This is a genomic window from Echinicola salinicaeni (genome assembly GCF_014280965.1).
GTDB classification, from domain to species: domain Bacteria; phylum Bacteroidota; class Bacteroidia; order Cytophagales; family Cyclobacteriaceae; genus Echinicola; species Echinicola salinicaeni.
Genome location: NZ_JACODZ010000001.1, coordinates 230,860 through 252,827 on the forward strand (window position 1 = coordinate 230,860; position 21,968 = coordinate 252,827).

Genomic DNA, 21,968 nt, shown 5'->3' on the forward strand with positions numbered 1-21,968 from the left:
TAATATTTTAGATTTGCATTTCTAAAACAGAAAGTATTTATGCATCAGGATAAAATCGAAGCATTAAAAATAGAGATTGCGCAAGCAGATGCCAAAAACTCGGATGAGCTGGAGGCTTACAGAATGCGCTATATCAGTAAAAAAAGTGTTGTAGGAGAACTGTTTGCTGCAATGAGGGATATTCCTAATGAGCAAAAGAAAGCCTATGGACAGCAGGTCAATGCCGTAAAAGTAGCAGCTGAAGATAAATTCAAGGAGCTAATTGATAAGGTCAATTCAAATAGTGGCTCATCCAAATCATCTGATATTGACTTGACTTTGCCGGCTACCAATGTGCCTGTTGGAGGGATTCATCCTTTGACTTCTACCAAACAGCGTATCATTGAGATATTTGAGAGAATTGGTTTTAATCTTTCTGAAGGGCCAGAGATTGAAGATGACTGGCATAACTTTACTGCCCTGAACTTTCCAGAGAATCACCCAGCCAGGGAGATGCAGGATACTTTCTTCATTGAAAAGAATCCAGATATTGCCTTGAGAACGCACACTTCTTCGGTTCAGGTGAGGGTGATGGAAAATGAAAAGCCGCCCATCAGGACTTTGTCTCCGGGTAGGGTTTTTAGGAATGAGGCCATTTCTGCTAGGGCACATTGTATTTTCCACCAAGTGGAAGGCTTGTATGTGGATGAAAATGTAGGTTTTGCAGATCTGAAACAGACGCTTTATCACTTTGCCAAGGAAATGTTTGGGAAAGAAACCAAAGTAAGGTTCAGACCTTCTTATTTTCCGTTTACTGAGCCGAGTGCAGAGATCGATATTTCTTGCTTATTATGTGGAGGAGATGGATGTAATGTATGTAAAGGTACTGGTTGGGTTGAAATTGGTGGCTCTGGAATGGTGGATCCTAATGTGTTGGAAAATTGTGGGATTGATTCTGAGAAATACACTGGCTTTGCTTTTGGGATGGGAATCGAGAGGATTGCGATGTTAAAGTATCAGATCAAAGATTTAAGATTGTTTACCGAAAATGATATTAGGTTCTTGAAACAGTTTAAACCGCTCTTATAGCTAGGTCGCTGTTTATATTAGGACAAAAAAAGGGAAGTTGAATTCATCAACTTCCCTTTTCATTTGCTGTTATAGTTAGTTCATTTAGTCATCCTCTTTGAGGGCATTGCAGCGGTCATAGGCTGGATCAATATCTATGAAGACTTCTTCTTTGGCAATTTTAAACCATTTCTCCAGCGCTTCAGTTTCCTTCTGCTTTTTCGTAGCTGCTTTGAGCTTTTCGTAATCATCCTCTAGATTGGCCCTGTGTGCAGGGAATTTTTCTTTATAATAAAGGATTCTGACTGCTTTTTCTGCTTCACCGGTTCTTTGGTTTTGCTCCTCATAGCGCAAAGGTTCACTTACAGTACCTACCTTCATGGTATCAATGGTAAAATATAAGATAGGGTCTTCAAGTGTTCTTAGGGTAAGCCTGTTGGCTCCGGTAGTAGGGTCTGAAAAGAATCCCCCATTGTCAGAGGTACTTCTGTCATCGGAAAATTCCTTGGCTGCTTTCGCAAAGCTCATCGTGTCTAGTTGGATGAGGTTTCTCAAACTATCCAATTCCCTTTCAGCAGCTTTAATGTCATTTTCTGAGGGTCTTGGCTTGATCAATATATGGCGCGTACTAAAAGAATCACTCCTTTTTTCCAATAATTGAATTAAGTGAATACCAAATTGTGACTCGACTGGTTCTCCGATCTCACCTTGTCTAAGGCTCAAAGCCATTGCCTCATATTCTGGGGCTAACTCACCTCTACCAAAGAAGCCCAAATCACCTCCTTGAATCTTGGATCCGGGATCTTCTGAATATTTCTTGGCCATGCTGGCAAAATCAGCTTCTCCATCAAGAATCTTTTGTTTGATATTATTGAGTTGTGCAATTACTTGGTCTTTTTCTTTCCTTCCTGGCTCAGGCTTTTTGACGATCTGTCCTACCGCTACTTCTGCTGAGAAAAAAGGCAAAGAATCGTTTGGGATTTGATTATAGAACTTTCGCACATCAGCAGGTGAAACCTGGAGATCTTGAACGATATTCGCTCTCATTTTACCAATGATCTTTTGTTCTTTGATCATATCATGGATTTCAGACTTTAGCTGTTCAGAAGTCTTTCCGTATGCCTCCACTAGGGTTTCTTCATCACCTCCAAATTGTTGCATGACCATATTGAACCTTTGGTCTGTTTCTAATACCACTTCCGCGTCGGTCACAATAATGGAGTCAATGGCTGCTTTGGCCACCATCAATTTGTTGATCAGTAATGATTCAAAAATATCACATCTAGAAGGTGCTTCAAAGCCCTCTTGAGATTGAGAGACAGCCTCTAGGTAGGCTTTTTGAAGATCAGATTCCAGAATGATATTATTGTCGACTTTGGCGATAATTTTGTCCAAGATCTGACCGGAAGGCTTGGTTTTGGTACTGTCTGCATTTTGGGCATGCAAGTGAAATGAAATCACTGTCATTAGGCCTGCAGTCAGCATTTTTGTGAACTTACTCATATATCTTAAACTCATTGTTTTCTTGTGCTCGTTTATAAACGTTGTTTTGTAATGTTTCCGCAAGGTTTACTTTTCTTTTATTGACAATTATCCTGGAAATTTCATCTTTCACAAAATCTACAGGGGGGATTTGGTCCTGAAGTTTGTATTCCAGAATATTAAAATAATAATTGAACTCCTCGTCTTCCACTTTTATGATATTGTTCGATCTGCTTAGTAATTGAACTTTATTGTTATGGTTGCTCAAAGGGGTGTTGAGGATTATATCTTCAAATTTAATCCAAGTGGAATCTTCCAAGAAATAGTTACTAGCAGATTTTATGGCCAGTTCCCTCAAAGTCTCCTTGTCCTCTGGACTGTTTTGCTTAAGGAGTTTTTCTACTTTGGTATTCTGGGACAGGCTTTTTTCCATTTTGATGAAATTGGTCCGAACTATGATTTCCTTCAGGATAAAATTATCTCGATTATTGTCATAATACTGTTGGATTTCCTCATCTGTCACTTCCTTGCTCAGATTGTCCTCAATATATTGTTTCTCATATTCGTAAACGATCAATGCGTATCGATAATCCAATAGTTTTTTGTCCAACTCAGCTTGGCTTAGGGTAATGTTTTTACCGGCCTCTTTGATCATGAGTTGTTTTTTTATCCACGACTGAATGTATCGAGTGGCCAGGTTGATACTGTCTTCCTTGGAAGTAGTTTCCTTGGTAATAAAGGATAAATCCGCTTTTCTGAGAAAGTTATTATCCACAGAAGCTACCGCTGGATTATCTTTTTCTTCCTCTTCCGTGTTTTTTATCTTAAACAGGTCACAGCTGCTTAAAACTGTACAGAATAGGATGATGATAAATCGACTAATTATTTGAAACGACGATATTTTCAATTTTCTTTTTCTCATCCTCATTTATTTGGATGATATAGTTATTTCTTAATAGACTGATTAAATTATTGTTCAGTGATTCCTGGAAATCCTGTATGACTTTTCCTTTGGTCTCATTGAAGGCTTTTGGCATTTCAGGATAGGTTTTTCCTATGATTATCAAATGCACTTTGCCATCTTGTTTCAGCTTTTGAAGATTTTTGTCCGAAGTATTAATGTTCTTCAATACCGGGTGATTTTCATATTCAAAAGTTCCTTGTTTTAACTCAAAGGAAATAGGTGATTCATCAACAAATTTAGCTTGAATACTTTCATCCAAATCCTCACTATAAGTCTTTTCTTCTAGAAACTTTTCGGCGGGACTGATCAATTCGGCTCGGTTAAGCGTTAATATGATCGCATCAGCTCTCTTTTCCCATTTATAATCCTCCCTGTGCTCCTCATAGAAAGCTTCTTGTCCAACAGTATCAAGCAATGCCTTTTGCCATACCATTTGGTTCATCAGGTCAAAAAGCAAAATACCATCCCTATATTCTTTTATCAATAGCCTGTATTCATCATTGTTTTCTGTCAGGTCTTTTTCCTCAGTTGATATAAGGGATGTTTCAATGTATTTGTCTAACCAAGGCTGGAAGTAGTTCCTGGGCGCTATATTAACCACTTCACCACTATTTTCAATAAAGTTGATGAGGTCATTGACTTTTCTAGGTTCAGATTGGATCACAAACAAAGTACTGTCCATCATTCCTTCATTTTCGAGTAAGCTTTTGATAGCATTTATTTCATAAGCTTGATCACTCAATAAATTTTTGGTTTTAATGATGTTTTCCGCATGTTCTTGATAGTGGTACTTTGATTTCTGAATAGCTTGAACCTGGGATTTGATCAATTTGGATCGACTGTCTCTGAGGATTTTTGATTTCAGACCTTCTTCCATTTCCTCATAAGGAGGGATGGGTTTGGTGTCTATCAACTTGATGATATGATAACCATAGGGCGTGCTGATAGGTCTGGAGATCTCTCCAATTTCATTCAAGGAAAAAGCAGCCTGCTCAAATTCCTTAATAAAAGAACCAATACCGAACCAAGGTAGTTCTCCATCTTTGTTTTTGGTGTCTTTGTCTTCGGAATAAGACTGACAAACTGTAGACCAGCTACTGTTTTCTTTTTGTAGTTCGGTATAGATATCCGCAATTTTTCTTCTTGATCTATCCTCAGACATAGGGTCATCTGCATCTGTCCTGACCAAGATATGTGCTACTTTTACTTGTCCCGGGTTGGGCTTTCTATCTTCTAATTTGATAATATGGTAACCAAAATTAGTTAATACAGGGTCTGATATTTTACCTTCCTGCAGATTATATACAGCATCTTCAAAGGCATATACCATTTGTAACGAGGTGAAGTACCCCAGGTCTCCTTTGTTGCTGCTTACTGAAGGATCTTGGGAGTATTCAATTGCCAGTTCCTCAAAATCCTGTCCAGCTTCTGCTTTTTCTTTGATTTTCTGTGCCATACGGAATACAGCAATTGAATCTTCTTTGTTGGCATTTCGGGGAAACCTCAGAAGGATATGTTTTGCATGGACCACTTCCTGCATACGGGCATAGGCTTTTCTGAGCTCACCCTCCTGGAGGCTATTTTCAAGCAGATATGGTTTTTTTAGGTCTTCTTTGAATGCCAAGAACTCCCTTTTGAATTCTTCTGATTCATGTAGCCCCAATGCTTCTGCTTCTTTGACTTTTAATTTATAGTTGATAAAGAGCTCTAGGTTCTCCTCAAATTCCTCGGGGCTTAATTTGTCCTCGTCTTTTTCAAAGTCGCGGTTTTTGGAGAGCATGTATAAAAATTCGGCAGACTGAATCGGTTCATTACCTACTTTGAGTAGGTATGGACTTTCTTCAGCGCTCGGAGTGTTTTGACTCAGTTGGCCAGAAGGAGTACAAGCTATGATAGTGCCCAATGCGAACAGGCACAGATATGTATATTTCATCGTCGTTTGCATGCCAAAAACAATAGTGCAATGTTACAAATTTTAATGAAGAATGCGTGGTTTCCTCCTTGATAAGTGGTGAGAATTAACAATTATTTGGAATTCAATTGTTTGATCAAGCGGCAGATATTATGGGAATTTTTGCTTTCGATTTCTATGGCATCCATAATGGTCTTGACTAATTTGATGCCAAGCCCACCTTTTCTTTTGTCTTTGATTACATCTTTGAGACGGGGCTCTTCATAGGTCAACATGTCAAATGCCTCGCCAGAGTCAATGATCTCAAAAATTATCCGGTGATGAAGCTTCTTTACTTTGATACGGAGATGGCTGGAAGGGTTGCAGCCATGTGAGTGTATGATTCGGTTGGCGCATACTTCTTCCACAGCCAAAATCAATTCGTTTTTGACTATATCGGTTAAACCGGAATTGCTAAGCTCCTTATCAAGAAAAGTCCTCAGCTCGGCCAATTTGTTCTTTTCACAATATAGGGTTAGCTCATGCTTCATGGATAGTCTGCAATGCCTCTTCTTTATTCGCTTTAATGGTAATGAGCTGGTCCAATCCGAGAATATGGAACACATTGATTACTTTCTCGGAAAGACCATAAATTAGAAATAGGACCTTTTGTTCTTCAAAGTCCTCGAGATAGGACATAAAAACCCCAAGTCCAGCAGATGAAATGTACTCTAGGCCACTTCCATCAACTAATATTTTTTTATGATTCTTGTTCAGTAATTCACCAATTGCTTCATCAAGTTCAACCGAGTTGCTCGCATCGACCTGCCCCTTTAATATTAAGGTAGTCTGGTCTTTTTCGGTTTGTATGCTGATTTCTAACATATGTGATTATACGCTTAGATTTATCTAATGTTTACTTGTCAAATTTAACCACCAATAAGGAGTAATCGTCATCAGTTAGGGAAGATGCACCAACAAAGCTATACACTTCATCAATTATTATTTCTTTTATCTCATTAGGAGTTTTTTGATATGAAATATCAAGTATTTCCCTTAACCTATCATAGCCAAATTCTTCCCCAGCTTGGTCCTTGGCCTCGATAATGCCATCAGTATACATGACCAATACATCTCCTGGTTGATAGTTGATGGTTTTTTCTTTTAAATAGTTTTCAAATTTCCCACTTCTTACTATTCCTAGACCTAGCCCATCCGCTTTAAGATAAGCTGATTTTCCGTTTTCGGATTTAAAATACAGGGTAGGACAGTGGCCGGCCCTAGAAAAGGTGATTTCGTGTTTGTCGGTATCCAGTAGATAATAAGTAGTGGTAATGAAATGGTTTTTGGCCAGACATTTACTTAAGGCACTGTTGGCGCGAATCAAAAATTCTTTTGGGCTTAGATCCAATTGGGCTAAGCTATGAAAGATCCCTTTCATTTGGGCCATATTAAAGGCAGCTGAAGTCCCCTTTCCTGAAACGTCTCCAATAATCATCGCAAAGCGGTGTTCGTTGAACTGATAGGTCTCATAATAATCGCCGCCTACTTCATCTGCAGCTTCCGAAAAGCCCACAATATTGAAGCTCCCATTATGATGTAGTTCAGATGGAAGGAGGCTGCGCTGTACTCTTTGGGCAATTTTTAGTTCTTCTTTATACCTTTCCGTCCTAAGAGCTTCATTCAGTAACCTGTGGTTTTCTAAGGATATACTCGCTTGGCCCACAAAAGTGGAAATGATGTTGAGCATTTCTTTGTTGAAGCCATTTTTCACCTCTTTCAAGAGGTAAATATTTCCCAATAACTCTTTATTTACACGTATAGGGATAATGAGGGCAGAATTGAATATTTCATGGTCCAAAGGTCCATGTATATGTTCCAGGTCTATTTGGCGATTGTTCTTTAAATAATCAGAAAAAGGCTTTTTTTCCTTTAGCAATTCCTTGATATCCTTTCTGTCCTTGTTCGTAATGAACCTTTGGTGAAGGATTTGGAAATGATTGTTTTCATCTTTTACCTCCAGCCAGGCCGCGTCCACATAGGCAGCGCTCATACAGCTGTCCATCAAGATATCCAGTACCTGGCTTTCACTTTGTCCTGGTTGTATGGATTGGCTGAGCTTTTGGAAGTTGATGGCTTCTGTAAGTTTCTGCTCGAAAACTGAAGAGGTAGGTAGATTGAACAGCGTTACAAGGAAACTGAACAGGGCATAGATAAACACAAATCCAAACAGGCCTAATAAGAAAAGGTTGTCGGTAAGATTGACTAAAATAAATCCCTTTTCACTGTAAGAGAGCATTTGGAGGAATAGCCCCAAGCTACTTATGATGATAATGGCAAAGAATAAAATGGATTTCCACTTGTCCTTGAAAGTAAGGTAGGGGATCCATTTTAAGTTGACCGAAATGATAATGCTGAATATCAAAAGAAACAGCAAACCAAATAGGAAGGTGAAATCAAAGCTGTTTTGGTTAAAATAAATGAAAAACATGCTGACTGTGAGCATGACTTCATATATTTGCCACTGCTGAACCACATTTTTGTTTTTCTGGTATAAAATGAGGTGCTTCCATAACAAAGTGCATGAAATCAGAAATATTGTGGTCATTCCAAAATTGACATGATAGAAGAAATTGGCCAATAATGGATCTTTTGACAGTCTTGTATTATTGAGTAGGTAGTAGAAAAACTGGATCAATAAACCCGTACCCAAAGCCATTAAACCTGTAGAGGCGCCTCTCCAGATCAAATGAATAAAATTGTTGTTTTCATTTTGGGCCAGAGACCTACTAATGAAAATATAAATCAATATGAAAAACATGATTTCCAATGACCAAGTGATTTCAGGTGCAATTCCCAAATTCATTTGATTAATGGTCCCAAAAAGCCTTAAAAGATCCACAAAAAGCATCCCTAGCCAGGTGAGTATGGTCACTAGCAGGGTGATCTTTCCGATATTTATATTGGGGAGTTTAAACATTGATTAAAAAACATTACAATTATACATAATGTCATTCAATTTTCAAGAGGCATTCAAAAAGCAAATAATATAACCTTTAGTTTAAAAATGAGAATTAGTAGTAGAATTTTTGGAATCCTGTTCATTTTTGCCCTGCTAAGCTGTACAGCTTCAGAAGTAAATAAGTTTATTCAAGGTGCAAGTGAGGCCACGTTGTCAGAGTCAGATGTGAGCGCCGGCTTGAAGGAGGCCTTGGTGAAAGGTGTTTCGGTAGGTGTGGAGAGTGCCTCTTCAACAGATGGTTTTTTGGGTAATGAGCTGATTCGAATTGCACTACCGGAAGATGTGCAAAAAGTTGAATCGACACTTAGGAAGTTTGGTTTGGGAAATGAGGTGGACAAAGTAATCACAACGATTAATCGTGGGGCAGAAAATGCTGCCATGGAGGCAAAACCTATTTTTATCAATGCTATTAAGCAGTTGACCATTCAGGATGCTTGGGATATTCTTAATGGAGGGGATGATGCAGCTACCCAATATCTAAAGAGCACCACTTCTGATCAATTAAGCGAACTTTTTAAACCCCATATTCAGGAATCCCTGAATCAAGTTGGTGCAACCAAGCATTATGGTGAGCTGGCCAATGCATATAATAGGGTGCCGACCACAAAAAATAAATTAAATCCTGATTTGAACGGTTATGTTACCGATATGGCCATTGATGGGTTGTTTAAATTAGTCGCCCAAGAAGAAAAAGCCATTCGAGAAGATCCTATGGAAAGAAGCAGTGTCTTGTTGAAGCGAGTATTTGCAGCACAGGATTAATGAATCTACTAGAGGACTTTACAAAAAAGTAATGTCCTCTATTGCTCCTTTTCCAAATTTATCTTCAATGATCTGAAGTACTTTTGATTTGTTCATCATCAATTCTTTCTTGATTGGCCCAGAACTTAGTTTGACAAAGAGCTTTTTGTCCTTGGCGTAAACACTGGTCGTCCTGCTAGCAATGGAATTTCCCATGAGTTCAGCCCATGAACCAGCTATTTTTTTTTCGTTGAACCTGTCTTTCAGTCTATAGGCCTGTAACAGTTCCTCAAAAGCTTCCTTGAGTGGTGTGATTTCCTTTTTACGCGGATTGTAATCCTGATACTTCTTCATGGTGATAAAGGTACTAAGTATTGCTCATAGAAATAACTTTCCTGCGATATAGTCTGCCAAAAGTTTTCCTTCTTTGGTTAGGACCAAATACTGGTTTTTTAAAGCCAATAACCTGTCTTCCTGAAATTCATTGATTACTGACTTTTTTAGTTCTAATAGTGAGGTGTCGAATTGGTCCTCAAGCTTTTGAAGATCTGTGCCCCAAATAGTCCTCAGCGATGTGAGTATATATTCGTTGATAATATCCTCCCTAGAAAGCAGGTCCTTTTCAAAATTGAGCTCTCCCATTTCCAATGACTTGATGTACTTGGCGTTATTGGCAATATTGTGCTGTCGGGTTTTACCGTCAAACGAATGTGCGCTTGGCCCAATTCCTAAATAGGGGATACCTTTCCAGTAATTGGTATTATGAACAGCAAAAGCGTTGGGTTTTCCGAAATTGGAAATTTCATATTGAATATATCCCGCTCTTTCCAAATGATCCTGCATGATTTCAAACTGGTCAGCGCTAAAGTCTTCAGATGCAGGTAAGAACTTGCCTTTTTGTGTCCAACTGCCCAAGGCTGTGCCTGGTTCTATGGTCAGGCAATAACTACTTATATGTCCGGGCTCAAGAGAGGTGGCGATTTGGAGATCTGTTTTCCAAAGGGAGTGGTCGGCTTGGGGAAAACCATACATCAAATCTATGGACAATTTTTCAAAACCTGCATTCCTGGCATTTTCGATTACCTTCAGGGATTCTTCAGCATTGTGGCTCCTGTTGTAGAATTTTAGGATTTCATCATGGAAGCTTTGTATGCCAATGCTCAGACGGTCAAATTTGAGCGCTTTAAGTTCTTGTAGTTTTGCGGGGGAAAGATCATCAGGATTTGCTTCTATGGTCAGTTCTTCCAGATCCAGTTTGTAATGTAAACTAATGGTTTGAAGAATTGCAGCTATTTCTTCCTTAGTCAAAAGAGAGGGGGTTCCACCACCAAAATAAACCGTCTTGATAATACAGTCTTTGCCAAGATAGTCTTTTTGGATAATCAATTCCTTGCAGATCATCTCCACCATTTTGGATTTTAAATCAGTTTGAGTGCTGAAGTGAAAATCACAATAGTGACATGCCTGCTTACAAAAGGGGATATGAATGTATATTCCTGCCAAAATCATTACTTTTATCGATACAAAGGTAAGTAATTTCAACGTCAGGCTATTTGAAAAAGGGAATCATTACATTATTAATATTACTAGCCACAGCCTTTCATTTGGTTTTTGGCCAGGACAGCCTTTCTCTTAGAATGATTGTAAAAGGTGAAATTACCCATTCCGAGTCAAAGGGATTTTCCTCAAAGGCTGAGCAAGCGTTATTTTTGGGCCAATATATGGCATCGCTGAGAGAGGAGGGCTTTTTGATGGTAGACACTGTATGTGTAAGAGAAAAAGGAAATTCCAAGGAGGTGGTGATTGAAACAGGCCAGCAATATGAGTGGTTATACCTTTCTGAAGGGAATATCCCCCAGTCCATTTTGAATAGGGTAGGATTCAATAACAGGGCGTTTAGCAGACGTCCTGTCAATTTTGAAAACATACTTTTTTTGATAGAAGCAATCATCAAGGAATATGAAAATAATGGATACCCTTTTGCTTCGGTCAAATTAGACAGCGTTGGCCAGGAAGGAGCGCTCTTCTCCGCTAGCCTTCATCTCCACCAAGGCCCTTTGATTACTTTTGATAGTTTGCGGGTAGTGGGAAGTTCGAAAGTGAATGAGAAATATCTGGGAAGGTATTTAGGGCTTGACCCCGGTAGGCCATATAGCCAAAATACAGTTGATGAAATCGGGAAGCGCCTAAAACATCATCCGGCACTCAAAATCTCAGATAATCCACAAGTTAGCTTTCAAAACAGTGAGGCCACTGCATATGTGCCTTTGATAGACAGAAAAGTGAATTCAATTGATGGAATCATTGGATTACTTCCCAATGAAACAGAGAGGAGCAAGATGCTGGTGACGGGGCAATTTGATCTTGAGCTTTTCAATGTAAGTGGCAGGGGCAGGAATTATGGGATTCACTGGCAGCGACTGAGTCAATATTCCCAAAACTTGAAAATCAGGGCAGAGGAGCCAATGATTTTTGGCTCTGGAATAGATGTAAAAGGCTCCTTTTACCTTTTGAAAGAGGATACAACTTTCATCAATAGGGATTTTAGAATTGATTTTGGCCATCAGTTGACTCCTTCTTTTTATATTAAGTTTTTTTCAATGCGACAGTCGGGTGATTTGTTATCAGTATCCATGGATCAAGAAGAAGTTAGTGCTTTGCCAGAAGCATTGGATTTTAGGTTCAATAGTTATGGGGTTCATTTGAGTTTTTTTGCTTTAGATGATGTTTTTAATCCTCGAAGGGGTTGGAGAGCAAGTTTAGAATCTTCGGTGGGGAACAAAAAGATACTTATGAATACAGCTATTCCTGAAGATCTTTATGATGGGGTGGATTTAGTAGCCCTGCAATATTACGGTCAGTTTTCAGTTGAAAATTATTGGAAATGGAGTCCTATGATGATGGCAATGATTCGATTGAGGGCTGGGAAAATAGCAGGAAATAATGTTTTGAAGAATGATATGTTCAGGTTAGGAGGATTGAGGAGTATAAGAGGTTTTAATGAAAATTTCTTTTTCGCAAATCAGTATGTTTATGCTAATTTTGAGCCTAGGTTTTATTTTGAGAATGGCTCCTATTTTATGGGTTTTGTGGATGTTGGATTATTGGAGCAAAATGGGATGATAGGAGAACGGAGGACAGACAGGCCAGTTTCATTTGGAGGTGGTTTAAGTTTGGATACTGGGCAGGGGGCATTCCAGTTTATTCTTGGGGTAGGCCAGTCAAATGAGCAGCAGCTAGGGATGAATTATGCCAAGGTGCATTTCGGATATACAGGGAGGTTTTAGGTAATTATGATAAAAGTTTTACGAACAATTTTAGGGGTGTTTTTATTTTTGGCGTTTTTTCAAGCTAATGCGCAGGTTTTGGAGAATTATAATCCCCATATTACCACTGTCAAAAAGCATGAGTTTTCGCTAAGCCCTGTCATGGCTTCTGTGGCTGTCAATGTAGAGGATTATCCCTCTTCTGCTTTCGAGATGAAATTCCCAACTTCTTCAGCAGTCTTTGTCGGCAATCAATTATGGTTTTATACCAAAAGTGATACTTCTTTTTTATTGCCTTTGTCAGCTTTTAGGGAGCAATTTCCTGAAGTTGTGGGGAAGGTGGATATAGAAGTTTACCGGTCAGGTATCAGAGAAGAAGATATCTCAATTAAGAAGGGGGTGTTTCGGTCTGGACTTGAGGTAGATGGAGGTAAAAATGTAGAAGGGCCGCAGTTGAGGGAAAAGGACTATGTAAGGGATTTTTTGATTTTGGCTTTGGTGATTATTTTGGCTTTGATAGCCTTGTTTAAAGTGACCTATCCCCTTATGTTCAGAACGGCCTTACGCCCTGTTTCAATTTTTTCGGAAGATTTTTCGGAACCAGGTACAGGAGGAAAAGTTTTTTCATCGGATATGATTTATAATATTTTGGTTTTTAGTATGCTACTGACTTTGTTTATTATGTCGGGTATACATTTTACAGAAGTCCCCTTTTTGGAGAGATACCTAAGAGGTGATATTAATTTTCTGTTTCTAGTATGGCTTTCAGGTACGGCAGTGTTTATGGTTTTATCTGTATTTAAATACTTATGGGTCAAGATGTTTGCTTCTGTATATCAAATTGAACGCTGGGATTTTCGGCAATTTTTTTATTTGATGCGAGGCCTTGTTATCCTCATGTTATTATGTTTTGTGGTAATTATTGTCTTCTATATTCAAGGGTTCACAGAAATGGATTTAGTGCTGAATTATGCCGTGTCTTTATTTTTTTTAGTGTATTTATTGGGCGTTTTTAGACTTTTTTACATCATGTTAAAAAAAGTCCCGTTTAAAAGTTACCATTTATTTTCTTACATTTGCAGCTCTGAATTGGTTCCCTTCTTGGTGATCGCCAAGATAGTCTTGGGCTGATTCCTGGAAAAAGATTAGAGAAAACAAAAGTAGAAAACAGACAAAATGACTAAATCTACAAAAGACAGATTTCGGCCGGTTAAGAGTATTTTGGTTTCTCAACCTAAACCTTCGGACACTAAGTCTCCATATTTCCAGCTCGCTGAGAAATACAATTTAAGGATTGATTTCAGGCCTTTTATTCAAGTAGAGCCTCTTGGTATCAGGGACTTTAGAAAGCAAAAGATTGATATTTTGAAGCATACTGCGGTAATTTTTACAAGCAGAAATGCTATCGATCACTTTTTTAAGATCTGCCAAGAACTGAAAATCGAAATGCCTGCTGACATGAAGTATTTCTGTATTTCTGAGCAAACTGCTCATTATTTGCAGAAGTATATTGTGATCAGGAAAAGAAAACTTTTCGTGGGGGTAAGAACAGCGGCTGATCTTTTTGATTATTTCAAAAAGCACAAAGGTGAAAAATATCTGTTCCCATGCTCTGATATCAGAAAGAATGATATCCCTGATTTTCTAGAGAAAAATAATATCGATTTTACAGAAGCCATTATTTACCACACTGTGGCTGCTGATCTTTCAGATTTGAAAGATATCAAATATGATATTTTGGCTTTTTACAGTCCTTCAGGTATCAAGTCATTGATCCAGAACTTTCCTGATTTTGATCAAGGATTTACTAGGATTGCCGCTTTTGGTCCCACTACTTCCAAAAGTGTGAAAGATCAAGATTTAATTTTGGACATTGAAGCGCCGATGCCAAATGCACCTAGTATGACTGGTGCCTTGGAGCTTTATATAAAAAAGGTGAACAACGTCTAAAAAAAAGTTAACATTTATAGGGTAAATTCGATTATAATTGTGTAGACTAGTTATATTAAGCATAATGTACTTTTGATGCACATGAAAAATAGAATTTACCTTTATTTTGTTATTTTTTCGAGCATAAGCATGATACTGTTTATCGGGCATAGTGCAAGCGCACAACAGGATGCTCAATTTTCACAGTATATGTATAACCAACAATTTTATAATCCTGCCTTTTCAGGTCAACAGGGTGGTTATCAGTTTTCAGCTCTCCACAGAAGCCAATGGTTAGGTTATACCACATCAACAGGGCAGGGGGGAGCTCCCACTACTCAGTTGTTAACTGCTACCGGGAGGTTTTCCAATAAGCCATTTGGTTGGGGATTGACATTTGTCAATGACGATATTGGTCCGACTACCAGTCAGGATATCAATGTTTCATTGGCTTATCATAAAAACATCAGGAAGGGAACCTTGAGCCTTGGGCTGTTTGGCGGGGTGTTTTCCAATACTATTAAATATGATGAGCTGGATTTGGTAAATCCCGACCCCAATGTGCCTGCTTCAGGTGATGAGAGCCAGATGAGTTTTAATTTTGGAGCGGGATTACTGTATAAAACAGCCAATTATTATCTGAGTTTAAGTAGTAGGAATATTAATGAACCTAGTTTTGATTTTGGCGATGGTACATTCGACAATCAATTGAAAAACCATAGCTATTTAATGCTAGGATATGAATTCAAAACATTTGCACAAATACATTTTAAGCCAAGTTTATTGGTTAAAACTGTTGGCTTGAATAATTTTTCTTATGATATTAGCGTTATAGCCACACATAAAGATCGAATTAGCGGTGGCTTAGCCTATAGAGGAGAAGAGTCAGTGTCCGTGCTTTTGGGTTATCAATTGTTGAGAGATAAATCCCTTAGATTGGGATATGCATTTGATTTGGTAGTTGGTGGGAATGAAGCAAAATCACCTAGTTCCCATGAACTTATGTTATCGTATAATTTGCCAACTATAACACGAAATTTACAGAAAGTCATACAAAGAACACCTAGGTTTCGATTTTAATTAATCATTTATTTTCATGCTTTCATTGCGTTTTTTTGGTATTTTCTGTTAAATTTCGATCTTGGTAAATAGACGTGTGTCTAGAAAATTGGGAATTGTCAACTAAAGTGTCTTATATGTACAGAAAAATGAACTCACGATTTTTGACAGGAGTCGTGATGCTGATAGCTTCAGTACTTCTGCAGAGTTGCGGTCTTTTTGGCAGTAAAGGCTCAGCGAGTGAAAAAGCTAACAGGTCCGGGGAGGTCACTGGTGTGCCCAACCGATCTGGGTGGCAGCAGGTATTGCCCCACGAGATGGTGCCGGTAAAAGCAGGTACTTTTTGGATGGGCCAGGCAGATGAGGATATCGCTGTCAGTAAATCCTCTCTGAACAGGCAAGTGACGATATCGGAGTTTTATATGGATAAATATGAAGTGTCCAATAATAAGTATCGTCAATTTTTGGAAGCAGTAAAAATGGGGGAATTGGCATTGTCCACTCCTACAACATTAAAGGATCCTCCTCAATTCAATATTGATGAGTTGCTTCCTGATACAACAGTGTGGTCTCAAAGTTTCACCCATCATTATGGAGACCCATTGATGGAATACTATTTCGAGCACCCAGCGTTTGATGATTATCCAGTAGTTGGAATCAGCTGGGAGCAAGCAAAGAAATTCTGTGAGTGGAAGACTTACCATATGAATGCCAATGACAAATCAGAATATGACATGCCACGCTTTAGGTTACCTTCAGAAGCTGAATGGGAATATGCCGCTAAAGGAGGGAAAGAAATTGCTAAATACCCTTGGGGTGGACCGTATTTGAAAAACAGACGCGGTTGCTTAATGGCCAACTTTAAACCTGGTAGAGGTAATTATATAGATGATGGATTTGCATATACAGCACCAGTTGACACTTATGCACCAAATGATTTCGGCATTTATAATATGTCCGGAAATGTGGCAGAATGGGTGATTGATGCTTATAACCCCGCAGGAAGTGCTTTGAGCTGGGATTTGGATCCGCGCTATGAAGATGAGAACGAATCTAGAAAAGTTGTTAGAGGTGGATCTTGGAAAGATATAGCGCATTATCTAGAAACAAGTACCAGAACCTACGAGTATCAAGATGTAAAAACAGCTCATATTGGATTTAGAACCGTAATGACCTTTATCGGAAGATCTGGATCTATGGATGTGAGGGCATCAAGAAGAAGAAGACGTTAATCACTCAGCATATTATTAAACTACTACACACACTATTAAAAAACCATACTTTTATAATCTATGTCAACAAATAACGGAAATTCATTTGCTCATAAATTTTATGGCTCAGTTATGCCAAAGATTTATGGGATCGGTGCCTCAGTAGTAATTTTAGGGGCAATGTTTAAAATTTTGGATTGGACAGGTGCTTCACTAATGATCGGAGTGGGGCTTTCAACTGAGGCCATCATTTTCTTCTTGTCCGCTTTCGAACCAAAGTCCAAGGAATTGGATTGGAGTAAAGTTTATCCTGAACTCGAGGATGAAAGTGCTCCAGCGCAAAGCCGCAAAAGCAAGAAAGTTGCTAGCACAGGTGATAATGTTTCCCAACAATTGGATAAAATGTTATCTGACGCTAAAGTGGGGCCTGAATTGATCGAAAGTTTGGGTAAAGGTTTGGACAAATTGGCTAAATCAACCGAGAAAATGGGTGAAGTATCCAATGCTGCTGTAGCCACTTCTGAATATGCTGAGAATGTGAAAGCAGCTTCAAAAACCTTAGTTGATATCAACCAATCATACAGTAAGACAGCCGAAGCATTATCAGAAATGTCTTCTGCATCACAAGATGCAAAAGAATACCATGGGCAAGTGGTAGCTGTAACAAAAAATTTATCTGCATTGAATGCAGTTTATGAATTGGAATTGCAGGATGCTAACAGTCATGTTAAAGTTCTTAATAAATTCTATTCTAACGTTACCGCAGCTATGGAAGGCTTGAATGAGGCAGGCAAAGAAACTGAAGCATTCAAAGCTGAACTGGCTAAATTAAACAAGAACGTTAGTTCTCTCAACAATGTATATGGTGGTATGCTTACTGCCATGAAAGGTTGAGGTTAAATTTTTCTTAGAACTATAATTTAACTGGATATATGGCCGGTGGAAAAGAAACGCCACGGCAGAAGATGATCGGGATGATGTATCTCGTTTTGACTGCCCTGTTGGCATTGCAAGTAAGTAATCAAATATTACAAAAGTTCATTTTGTTGAATGATGGATTGGAGAGAACCTCTAAGAACTATATTCAAAAGAATGTTCAAACGATAGAAACAATAGGAAATACGGTGGAACAACAAGGCAATAATGCCAAAGATGTTCCTAAAGTAGCCGCAGCTCAAGAAGTAAGGGAAAAAACCGCAGAGGTTTTTGCTTATTTGGAAAGCTTAAAGCAGGACCTTATTACTAGCTCCAACGCTTTGAATGATGAGGGACAATTCCAGAATAGTGCACTAAAGAACACTGATATTCCTGGAAATATCTTTAATAATAACAAAAAGGGTTATGAAATGCAGGAAAGGCTCAATGCTTATCCTGAAGAAATTTCAGCCATATTGAATAGTCTGGGTATTTCCTTGACCTTTGATAAGATCGCCAAGAATGCCGATGAGATAGATTTATTCAAAAATGATCCTGATGTTAGTTATAAGGATTTCGTGAACTTAAACTTTGTGAAATCTCCTGTGGGGGCAGTTTTGGCCATCATTAGTCAATATCAAAATGAGGTGCTGAATATAGAATCTGAGGCCCTTTCTGAAATAACTAACTCTTTGGGTTCGTTTTATTTTAAGTCGGATGTGTTTGAACCAATGGTTTCAGCCAATTCGAATATTGTAGCTGCAGGTACTAAATTTGAGGGAAGTTTATTTATCGCTTCTTCCTCTTCTTCTGTACAGCCAAAAATGACGGCAAATGGAGCAGAAATTCCTGTAGAAAATGGCTTTGGGCAAATTAGCTTTCCTGTAACTCCTGCCGGGAGTTATGATGACAGAGGGTTAGCTAAGAAAACCTTCTCTGGTGAGGTAGTGATTAATATCAATGGTACGGATAGTGTAATGCCATATTCCTATGATTATTATGTTGCTAACCCAACTATTGAAGTTACAGCAGAGGCTATTCAACAATTGTATGCAGAATGTGCGAATGAATTGAGTATTAAGGTGCCTGCTTTAGGTAATAATTATGCTCCTGAATTTGCCATCAGTAATGGACAGGCAATCAAAGGAAGTAAGCCTGGCGATGTGACGATTATCCCGGGAAGTTCAGGAAAGGTAAATATTGGTGTGAGTAGTGGAGGTGTTAAAATCGGTACCAAAACTTATGATATCAGACCAGTTCCAGCACCAACAATTCGTCCATTTGATGCAAGGGGAGCTATTGATTTGAGTAATCCATATCCAGCTCCAGGTCCTTCTACTTTGATGGTGAAAGCCATTCCGGAACCTACTTTCGGTAGAACCATGCCTAAGGATGCTAAATTTGAAGTTACTGGAGGAGTGGTTAAATTATTGAGGAATGAAGTTCCAAGAGATCAGGTAAATATATCTGGAGAGAATGTTGCAATTAGAAGTTTGTTGGCAGCTGCCAGAAGTGGTGATGCATTGGTAATTCAGGTCACTGAGGTGACTAGAACGAATTTTAGAGGTAACAAAATCAAGAGTACTCAGAACGAAATTATTAGGATACCAATTAAGTAATTAGAAAGCTGAGGCTCTGAAGTTAGAAGAGCAAAAAAATATTGTTATGAAACTATTTAATAAAATCTTTGGATCGCTGCTGGTTTTACTTGTTATGGCAAGTGGAGCAGAAGTCTTTGGGCAGGGAGCAGGAGCAACCAGTGTTGACCCTTCCAGCTATGGAGATAGGCAGTTTGAGATAGATACGGTGTTCTCCGCTCACCCAATCAGGGAGGATGACAAAATGTATCAGATCGGTGTTTGGAGAAGAATTGATCTTAGAGAGAAATACAACCATCCACTCTATGGTACAGGAGATACCAAAAGAAATGGTATCATTAACAGTATATATAAAGCTGTAGTGGAGGAAAATGCTATAGAGGTATTTGAGGATGAGGAATTCACGACACCTCTTTCCATAGCTGATTTTCAGAATAACTTCTGGATCGCAGCTAATGGAGACAGTATTTTCGTCAAAAACCTTTATTATTTGGATCTGAAAGAGGATTTTCTTTTTGATAAGCATCATTCACAAATAAAATTTGATGTGAAATATATTCACTTGGTGATGCCTTCACAGACAAATTCCAATGCAGGTCAAAAGACCATTGCTTATATCAGGTTTAAAGATTTCTATGAGTATTTCAAGGATCATCCTGAAGCGAGATGGATTAATTTCAAGAATACTTCAAAGGATTTATCCTATAGCCAAGCATTTGATTTGAGATTGTTTAAATCAGTGGTGAGGAAGTTCTCTAATGCCGATGATGCCTTGATTGCGGATTTGATTGATCCTACTCATCCTAATCCTGAATTGCAGGCTTATCTCAATGGTTTGAAGTTTGAATATGATCTATTAGAATTTGAAAATAGCCTTTGGGAATGGTAATCATTCTCAAAGATTAGAATAACAAAAATAGAGCAGGTAAATCACCTGCTCTATTTTTTTATAAAGTCTATTATTTTTTTATAAAGTCTATTATTTTTTTATAAAGTCTATTATTTTTTTATAAAGTCTATTATTTTTTTGCCCTTATCCTTACCTATTAATTCAATGATTTCTTCTTCATTGGCCTCTTTGATATTCTTAATAGATTTAAAATGTTTAAGTAATTTATTACTGGTTTGCGGACCTATGCCATCTATTTCATCCAGCGCAGTTTTAAAGGCGTCTTTACTTCTGATATCTCTATGAAAGGTGATGGCAAACCTGTGGGCTTCGTCCCTTATTCTTTGGATCAATCTTAGTGATTCAGATTTTTTATCTATATGCAATGGATAGGAGTCCTCAGGGAAATAAATTTCTTCAAGTCTTTTGGCGATTCCTACAACAGGGACCTGTCCATAGATACCTATAGCTTTCATGGCTTCCACTGCAGCCGATAGTTGCCCTTTTCCGCCATCAATTACTATTAGATTGGGTAAGGGTCTATTTTCTTTTAATAGGCGCTTATATCGTCTTCCTACTACCTCTGTCATACTAGCGAAATCATCAGGGCCAATGACAGTTTTGATATGAAAGTGCCTGTATTCCTTTTTGGCAGGCTTGCCGTTAATGAAACATACCATGCTGGCTACAGGATATGACCCCTGTATATTGGAGTTGTCAAAACATTCGATATGTTCTGGAATATCTTTTAAGGACAAATCCTTTTGTAATTGTAATAAAATCCGGTTCTTTTTTTCTTTGGCTTTTCCACTTAGCAATGCCTTTTCTTTTTTGTAGTACATGGCATTTTTAAGTGAAAGCTCAATTAATTTACGTTTATCGCCAATTTTTGGCACCACCAAATGGAGCCCCTCAATAGGTTCTTCCAATGGGATATTACTAATGATTTCTTTGGAGTCACTTTGGAACTGGTCTCTTAATCTGAACAGTGCTGTTAATAATAGTTCAAGATCAGTTTCATCTAGCTTCTTTTTAAGTTCTACAGTTTTGGTGATATGGATGGCGCCATTTTTAATTTTGAGGTAATTAACAAAGGCAAACTTTTCATCAGAGACAATGGTGAAAACATCCAAACTGGTGATTTGAGGATTAGCTACAAGGGATTTGGCTTGGTATTTTTCCAATAGCTCCAATTTGTCTTTAAAACGCTGTGCCCTCTCAAATTGTAGGTTTTCCGCGGCTTCTTGCATTTTGGCTTTAAAGAAGGCTCGAGGTATGCCTAAATTGCCTTTTAGGATATTCTTGGCTTGGTCAATATCCTTCATATAATCCTTTTCGCTTTGAAGTGCTTCACAAGGCCCAAGGCAGTTTCCAATATGGTATTCTAAGCAAACCTTATAGTTTTGCTCAGCTATTTTATATGGGTTGAGGTCCAGTTTGCAGGTCCTAATGGTAAACAAAGTACGGATCAATTCAAGTACATTGTTCATGGCTTTGACACTGGCAAATGGGCCATAGTAGGTGCCTTTAGATGGAATAACTTTTCGCGTAGGATATATTTGTGGAAAATGCTCTTGGGTTAGGAGTAAATAGGGGTAGGTTTTATCATCCTTGAGTAGAATATTGTATTTGGGCTGTGCTTTTTTAATTAGGTTGTTTTCCAGTAAAAGGGCATCAAATTCTGAGTTGACGATGGTGAACTCTATCTTATTGATTTCCCTGACCATTCTTTTTGTTTTCAGGTTTAATCCAGCACTTTTTACAAAATAACTGCTTACTCTTTTCTTCAGGCTTTTGGCCTTACCCACATAGATGAGCGTTCCCTCATCATTAAAGTATTTATAAACCCCTGGTGAATCAGGAAGTTTCAAGTATTCATCACGATTGTATGATGGTGTTTGCATAATAACAAATATAAAAAAACAGCTCACCGGCGCGAGCTGTTTTCAACTTT

The 21,968-nt window shown here is 38.3% G+C and carries 19 protein-coding genes; 10 read left to right on the plus strand and 9 right to left on the minus strand.

The window, feature by feature from the left end; genetic code table 11:
• The first annotated feature begins 39 nt into the window (after positions 1-39).
• Positions 40-1,068 (plus strand): phenylalanine--tRNA ligase subunit alpha, encoded by a 1,029-nt coding sequence (locus H7U17_RS00925; protein WP_186753850.1) that lies wholly within the window; start codon positions 40-42, stop codon positions 1,066-1,068.
• Positions 1,069-1,152: 84 nt separating this feature from the next.
• Here the strand turns inward: H7U17_RS00925 and H7U17_RS00930 are convergent, their stop codons facing one another.
• The 6 genes from H7U17_RS00930 to H7U17_RS00955 form a co-directional block, all read right to left on the minus strand.
• Complete coding sequence (locus H7U17_RS00930; protein WP_230981222.1) at positions 1,153-2,550, minus strand: peptidylprolyl isomerase; 1,398 nt, start codon at positions 2,548-2,550, stop codon at positions 1,153-1,155.
• The gene (locus tag H7U17_RS00935) at positions 2,543-3,451 is read right to left on the minus strand and encodes a peptidylprolyl isomerase (RefSeq protein WP_186753854.1); all 909 of its coding nucleotides are present in this window, start codon (positions 3,449-3,451) and stop codon (positions 2,543-2,545) included. The genes H7U17_RS00930 and H7U17_RS00935 overlap by 8 nt, the downstream gene beginning before the upstream one ends.
• A complete protein-coding gene (locus H7U17_RS00940; protein ID WP_186753857.1) occupies positions 3,408-5,426 on the minus strand; it encodes a peptidylprolyl isomerase in 2,019 nt (672 codons plus the stop codon). Before H7U17_RS00940 ends, H7U17_RS00935 begins: the two co-directional genes overlap by 44 nt.
• Before the next feature lie 92 nt (positions 5,427-5,518).
• Positions 5,519-5,935: an ATP-binding protein gene (locus tag H7U17_RS00945; protein WP_186753858.1), complete on the minus strand. Its 417-nt coding sequence runs from the start codon at positions 5,933-5,935 to the stop codon at positions 5,519-5,521.
• Positions 5,925-6,269: an STAS domain-containing protein gene (locus tag H7U17_RS00950; protein ID WP_186753859.1), complete on the minus strand. Its 345-nt coding sequence runs from the start codon at positions 6,267-6,269 to the stop codon at positions 5,925-5,927. The genes H7U17_RS00945 and H7U17_RS00950 overlap by 11 nt, the downstream gene beginning before the upstream one ends.
• 31 nt (positions 6,270-6,300) lie before the next feature.
• Positions 6,301-8,364, minus strand: a complete 2,064-nt coding sequence (locus H7U17_RS00955) for a GAF domain-containing SpoIIE family protein phosphatase (RefSeq protein ID WP_186753860.1) — start codon at positions 8,362-8,364, stop codon at positions 6,301-6,303.
• An 87-nt stretch (positions 8,365-8,451) separates the two neighbouring features.
• On the opposite strand from H7U17_RS00955, the gene H7U17_RS00960 reads away from it, so the two are divergent.
• Positions 8,452-9,168: a DUF4197 domain-containing protein gene (locus tag H7U17_RS00960; protein WP_186753861.1), complete on the plus strand. Its 717-nt coding sequence runs from the start codon at positions 8,452-8,454 to the stop codon at positions 9,166-9,168.
• Positions 9,169-9,186: 18 nt separating this feature from the next.
• On the opposite strand, the gene H7U17_RS00965 is transcribed toward H7U17_RS00960, so the two are convergent.
• On the minus strand, positions 9,187-9,501 hold the full coding sequence (locus H7U17_RS00965) for a DUF721 domain-containing protein (RefSeq protein ID WP_186753862.1): 315 nt from the start codon (positions 9,499-9,501) through the stop codon (positions 9,187-9,189).
• 24 nt (positions 9,502-9,525) lie between these two features.
• A complete protein-coding gene (gene hemW / locus H7U17_RS00970) occupies positions 9,526-10,650 on the minus strand; it encodes a radical SAM family heme chaperone HemW (protein WP_186754878.1) in 1,125 nt (374 codons plus the stop codon).
• Positions 10,651-10,700: 50 nt separating this feature from the next.
• Between hemW and H7U17_RS00975 the strand changes: the two genes are divergently transcribed.
• From H7U17_RS00975 to porN, 8 genes are all read left to right on the plus strand, one after another.
• Positions 10,701-12,434, plus strand: a complete 1,734-nt coding sequence (locus H7U17_RS00975; RefSeq protein WP_186753863.1) for a BamA/TamA family outer membrane protein — start codon at positions 10,701-10,703, stop codon at positions 12,432-12,434.
• A gap of 6 nt (positions 12,435-12,440) precedes the next feature.
• Complete coding sequence (locus H7U17_RS00980; protein ID WP_186753865.1) at positions 12,441-13,544, plus strand: DUF4271 domain-containing protein; 1,104 nt, start codon at positions 12,441-12,443, stop codon at positions 13,542-13,544.
• 45 nt (positions 13,545-13,589) lie between these two features.
• Positions 13,590-14,363: a uroporphyrinogen-III synthase gene (locus H7U17_RS00985; protein WP_186753866.1), complete on the plus strand. Its 774-nt coding sequence runs from the start codon at positions 13,590-13,592 to the stop codon at positions 14,361-14,363.
• 81 nt (positions 14,364-14,444) lie between these two features.
• On the plus strand, positions 14,445-15,422 hold the full coding sequence (locus H7U17_RS00990) for a PorP/SprF family type IX secretion system membrane protein (RefSeq protein ID WP_186753868.1): 978 nt from the start codon (positions 14,445-14,447) through the stop codon (positions 15,420-15,422).
• A gap of 116 nt (positions 15,423-15,538) precedes the next feature.
• On the plus strand, positions 15,539-16,633 hold the full coding sequence (gene porK, locus H7U17_RS00995; RefSeq protein ID WP_186753870.1) for a T9SS ring complex lipoprotein PorK/GldK: 1,095 nt from the start codon (positions 15,539-15,541) through the stop codon (positions 16,631-16,633).
• A gap of 60 nt (positions 16,634-16,693) precedes the next feature.
• Complete coding sequence (porL, locus tag H7U17_RS01000) at positions 16,694-17,506, plus strand: type IX secretion system motor protein PorL/GldL (RefSeq protein WP_449390414.1); 813 nt, start codon at positions 16,694-16,696, stop codon at positions 17,504-17,506.
• A 38-nt stretch (positions 17,507-17,544) separates the two neighbouring features.
• Positions 17,545-19,146, plus strand: coding sequence for a type IX secretion system motor protein PorM/GldM (gene porM, locus H7U17_RS01005; RefSeq protein WP_186753874.1), 1,602 nt, complete (start codon positions 17,545-17,547; stop codon positions 19,144-19,146).
• A 46-nt stretch (positions 19,147-19,192) separates the two neighbouring features.
• On the plus strand, positions 19,193-20,014 hold the full coding sequence (gene porN / locus H7U17_RS01010; RefSeq protein ID WP_186753876.1) for a type IX secretion system ring subunit PorN/GldN: 822 nt from the start codon (positions 19,193-19,195) through the stop codon (positions 20,012-20,014).
• A 110-nt stretch (positions 20,015-20,124) separates the two neighbouring features.
• Here the strand turns inward: porN and uvrC are convergent, their stop codons facing one another.
• Positions 20,125-21,918, minus strand: coding sequence for an excinuclease ABC subunit UvrC (uvrC, locus tag H7U17_RS01015; RefSeq protein ID WP_186753878.1), 1,794 nt, complete (start codon positions 21,916-21,918; stop codon positions 20,125-20,127).
• Positions 21,919-21,968 lie beyond the last annotated feature (50 nt).

Excerpts from the sequence above, each read along its gene's own strand:
- H7U17_RS00925 (WP_186753850.1), top strand. The coding sequence starts at position 40 with ATGCATCAGGATAAAATCGAAGCATTAAAAATAGAGATTGCGCAAGCA.
- H7U17_RS00930 (WP_230981222.1), bottom strand. The coding sequence starts at position 2,550 with ATGAGTAAGTTCACAAAAATGCTGACTGCAGGCCTAATGACAGTGATT.
- H7U17_RS00935 (WP_186753854.1), bottom strand. The coding sequence starts at position 3,451 with ATGAGAAAAAGAAAATTGAAAATATCGTCGTTTCAAATAATTAGTCGA.
- H7U17_RS00940 (WP_186753857.1), bottom strand. The coding sequence starts at position 5,426 with ATGAAATATACATATCTGTGCCTGTTCGCATTGGGCACTATCATAGCT.
- H7U17_RS00945 (WP_186753858.1), bottom strand. The coding sequence starts at position 5,935 with ATGAAGCATGAGCTAACCCTATATTGTGAAAAGAACAAATTGGCCGAG.
- H7U17_RS00950 (WP_186753859.1), bottom strand. The coding sequence starts at position 6,269 with ATGTTAGAAATCAGCATACAAACCGAAAAAGACCAGACTACCTTAATA.
- H7U17_RS00955 (WP_186753860.1), bottom strand. The coding sequence starts at position 8,364 with ATGTTTAAACTCCCCAATATAAATATCGGAAAGATCACCCTGCTAGTG.
- H7U17_RS00960 (WP_186753861.1), top strand. The coding sequence starts at position 8,452 with ATGAGAATTAGTAGTAGAATTTTTGGAATCCTGTTCATTTTTGCCCTG.
- H7U17_RS00965 (WP_186753862.1), bottom strand. The coding sequence starts at position 9,501 with ATGAAGAAGTATCAGGATTACAATCCGCGTAAAAAGGAAATCACACCA.
- H7U17_RS00980 (WP_186753865.1), top strand. The coding sequence starts at position 12,441 with ATGATAAAAGTTTTACGAACAATTTTAGGGGTGTTTTTATTTTTGGCG.
- H7U17_RS00985 (WP_186753866.1), top strand. The coding sequence starts at position 13,590 with ATGACTAAATCTACAAAAGACAGATTTCGGCCGGTTAAGAGTATTTTG.
- H7U17_RS00990 (WP_186753868.1), top strand. The coding sequence starts at position 14,445 with ATGAAAAATAGAATTTACCTTTATTTTGTTATTTTTTCGAGCATAAGC.
- porK (WP_186753870.1), top strand. The coding sequence starts at position 15,539 with ATGTACAGAAAAATGAACTCACGATTTTTGACAGGAGTCGTGATGCTG.
- porL (WP_449390414.1), top strand. The coding sequence starts at position 16,694 with ATGTCAACAAATAACGGAAATTCATTTGCTCATAAATTTTATGGCTCA.
- porM (WP_186753874.1), top strand. The coding sequence starts at position 17,545 with ATGGCCGGTGGAAAAGAAACGCCACGGCAGAAGATGATCGGGATGATG.
- porN (WP_186753876.1), top strand. The coding sequence starts at position 19,193 with ATGAAACTATTTAATAAAATCTTTGGATCGCTGCTGGTTTTACTTGTT.
- uvrC (WP_186753878.1), bottom strand. The coding sequence starts at position 21,918 with ATGCAAACACCATCATACAATCGTGATGAATACTTGAAACTTCCTGAT.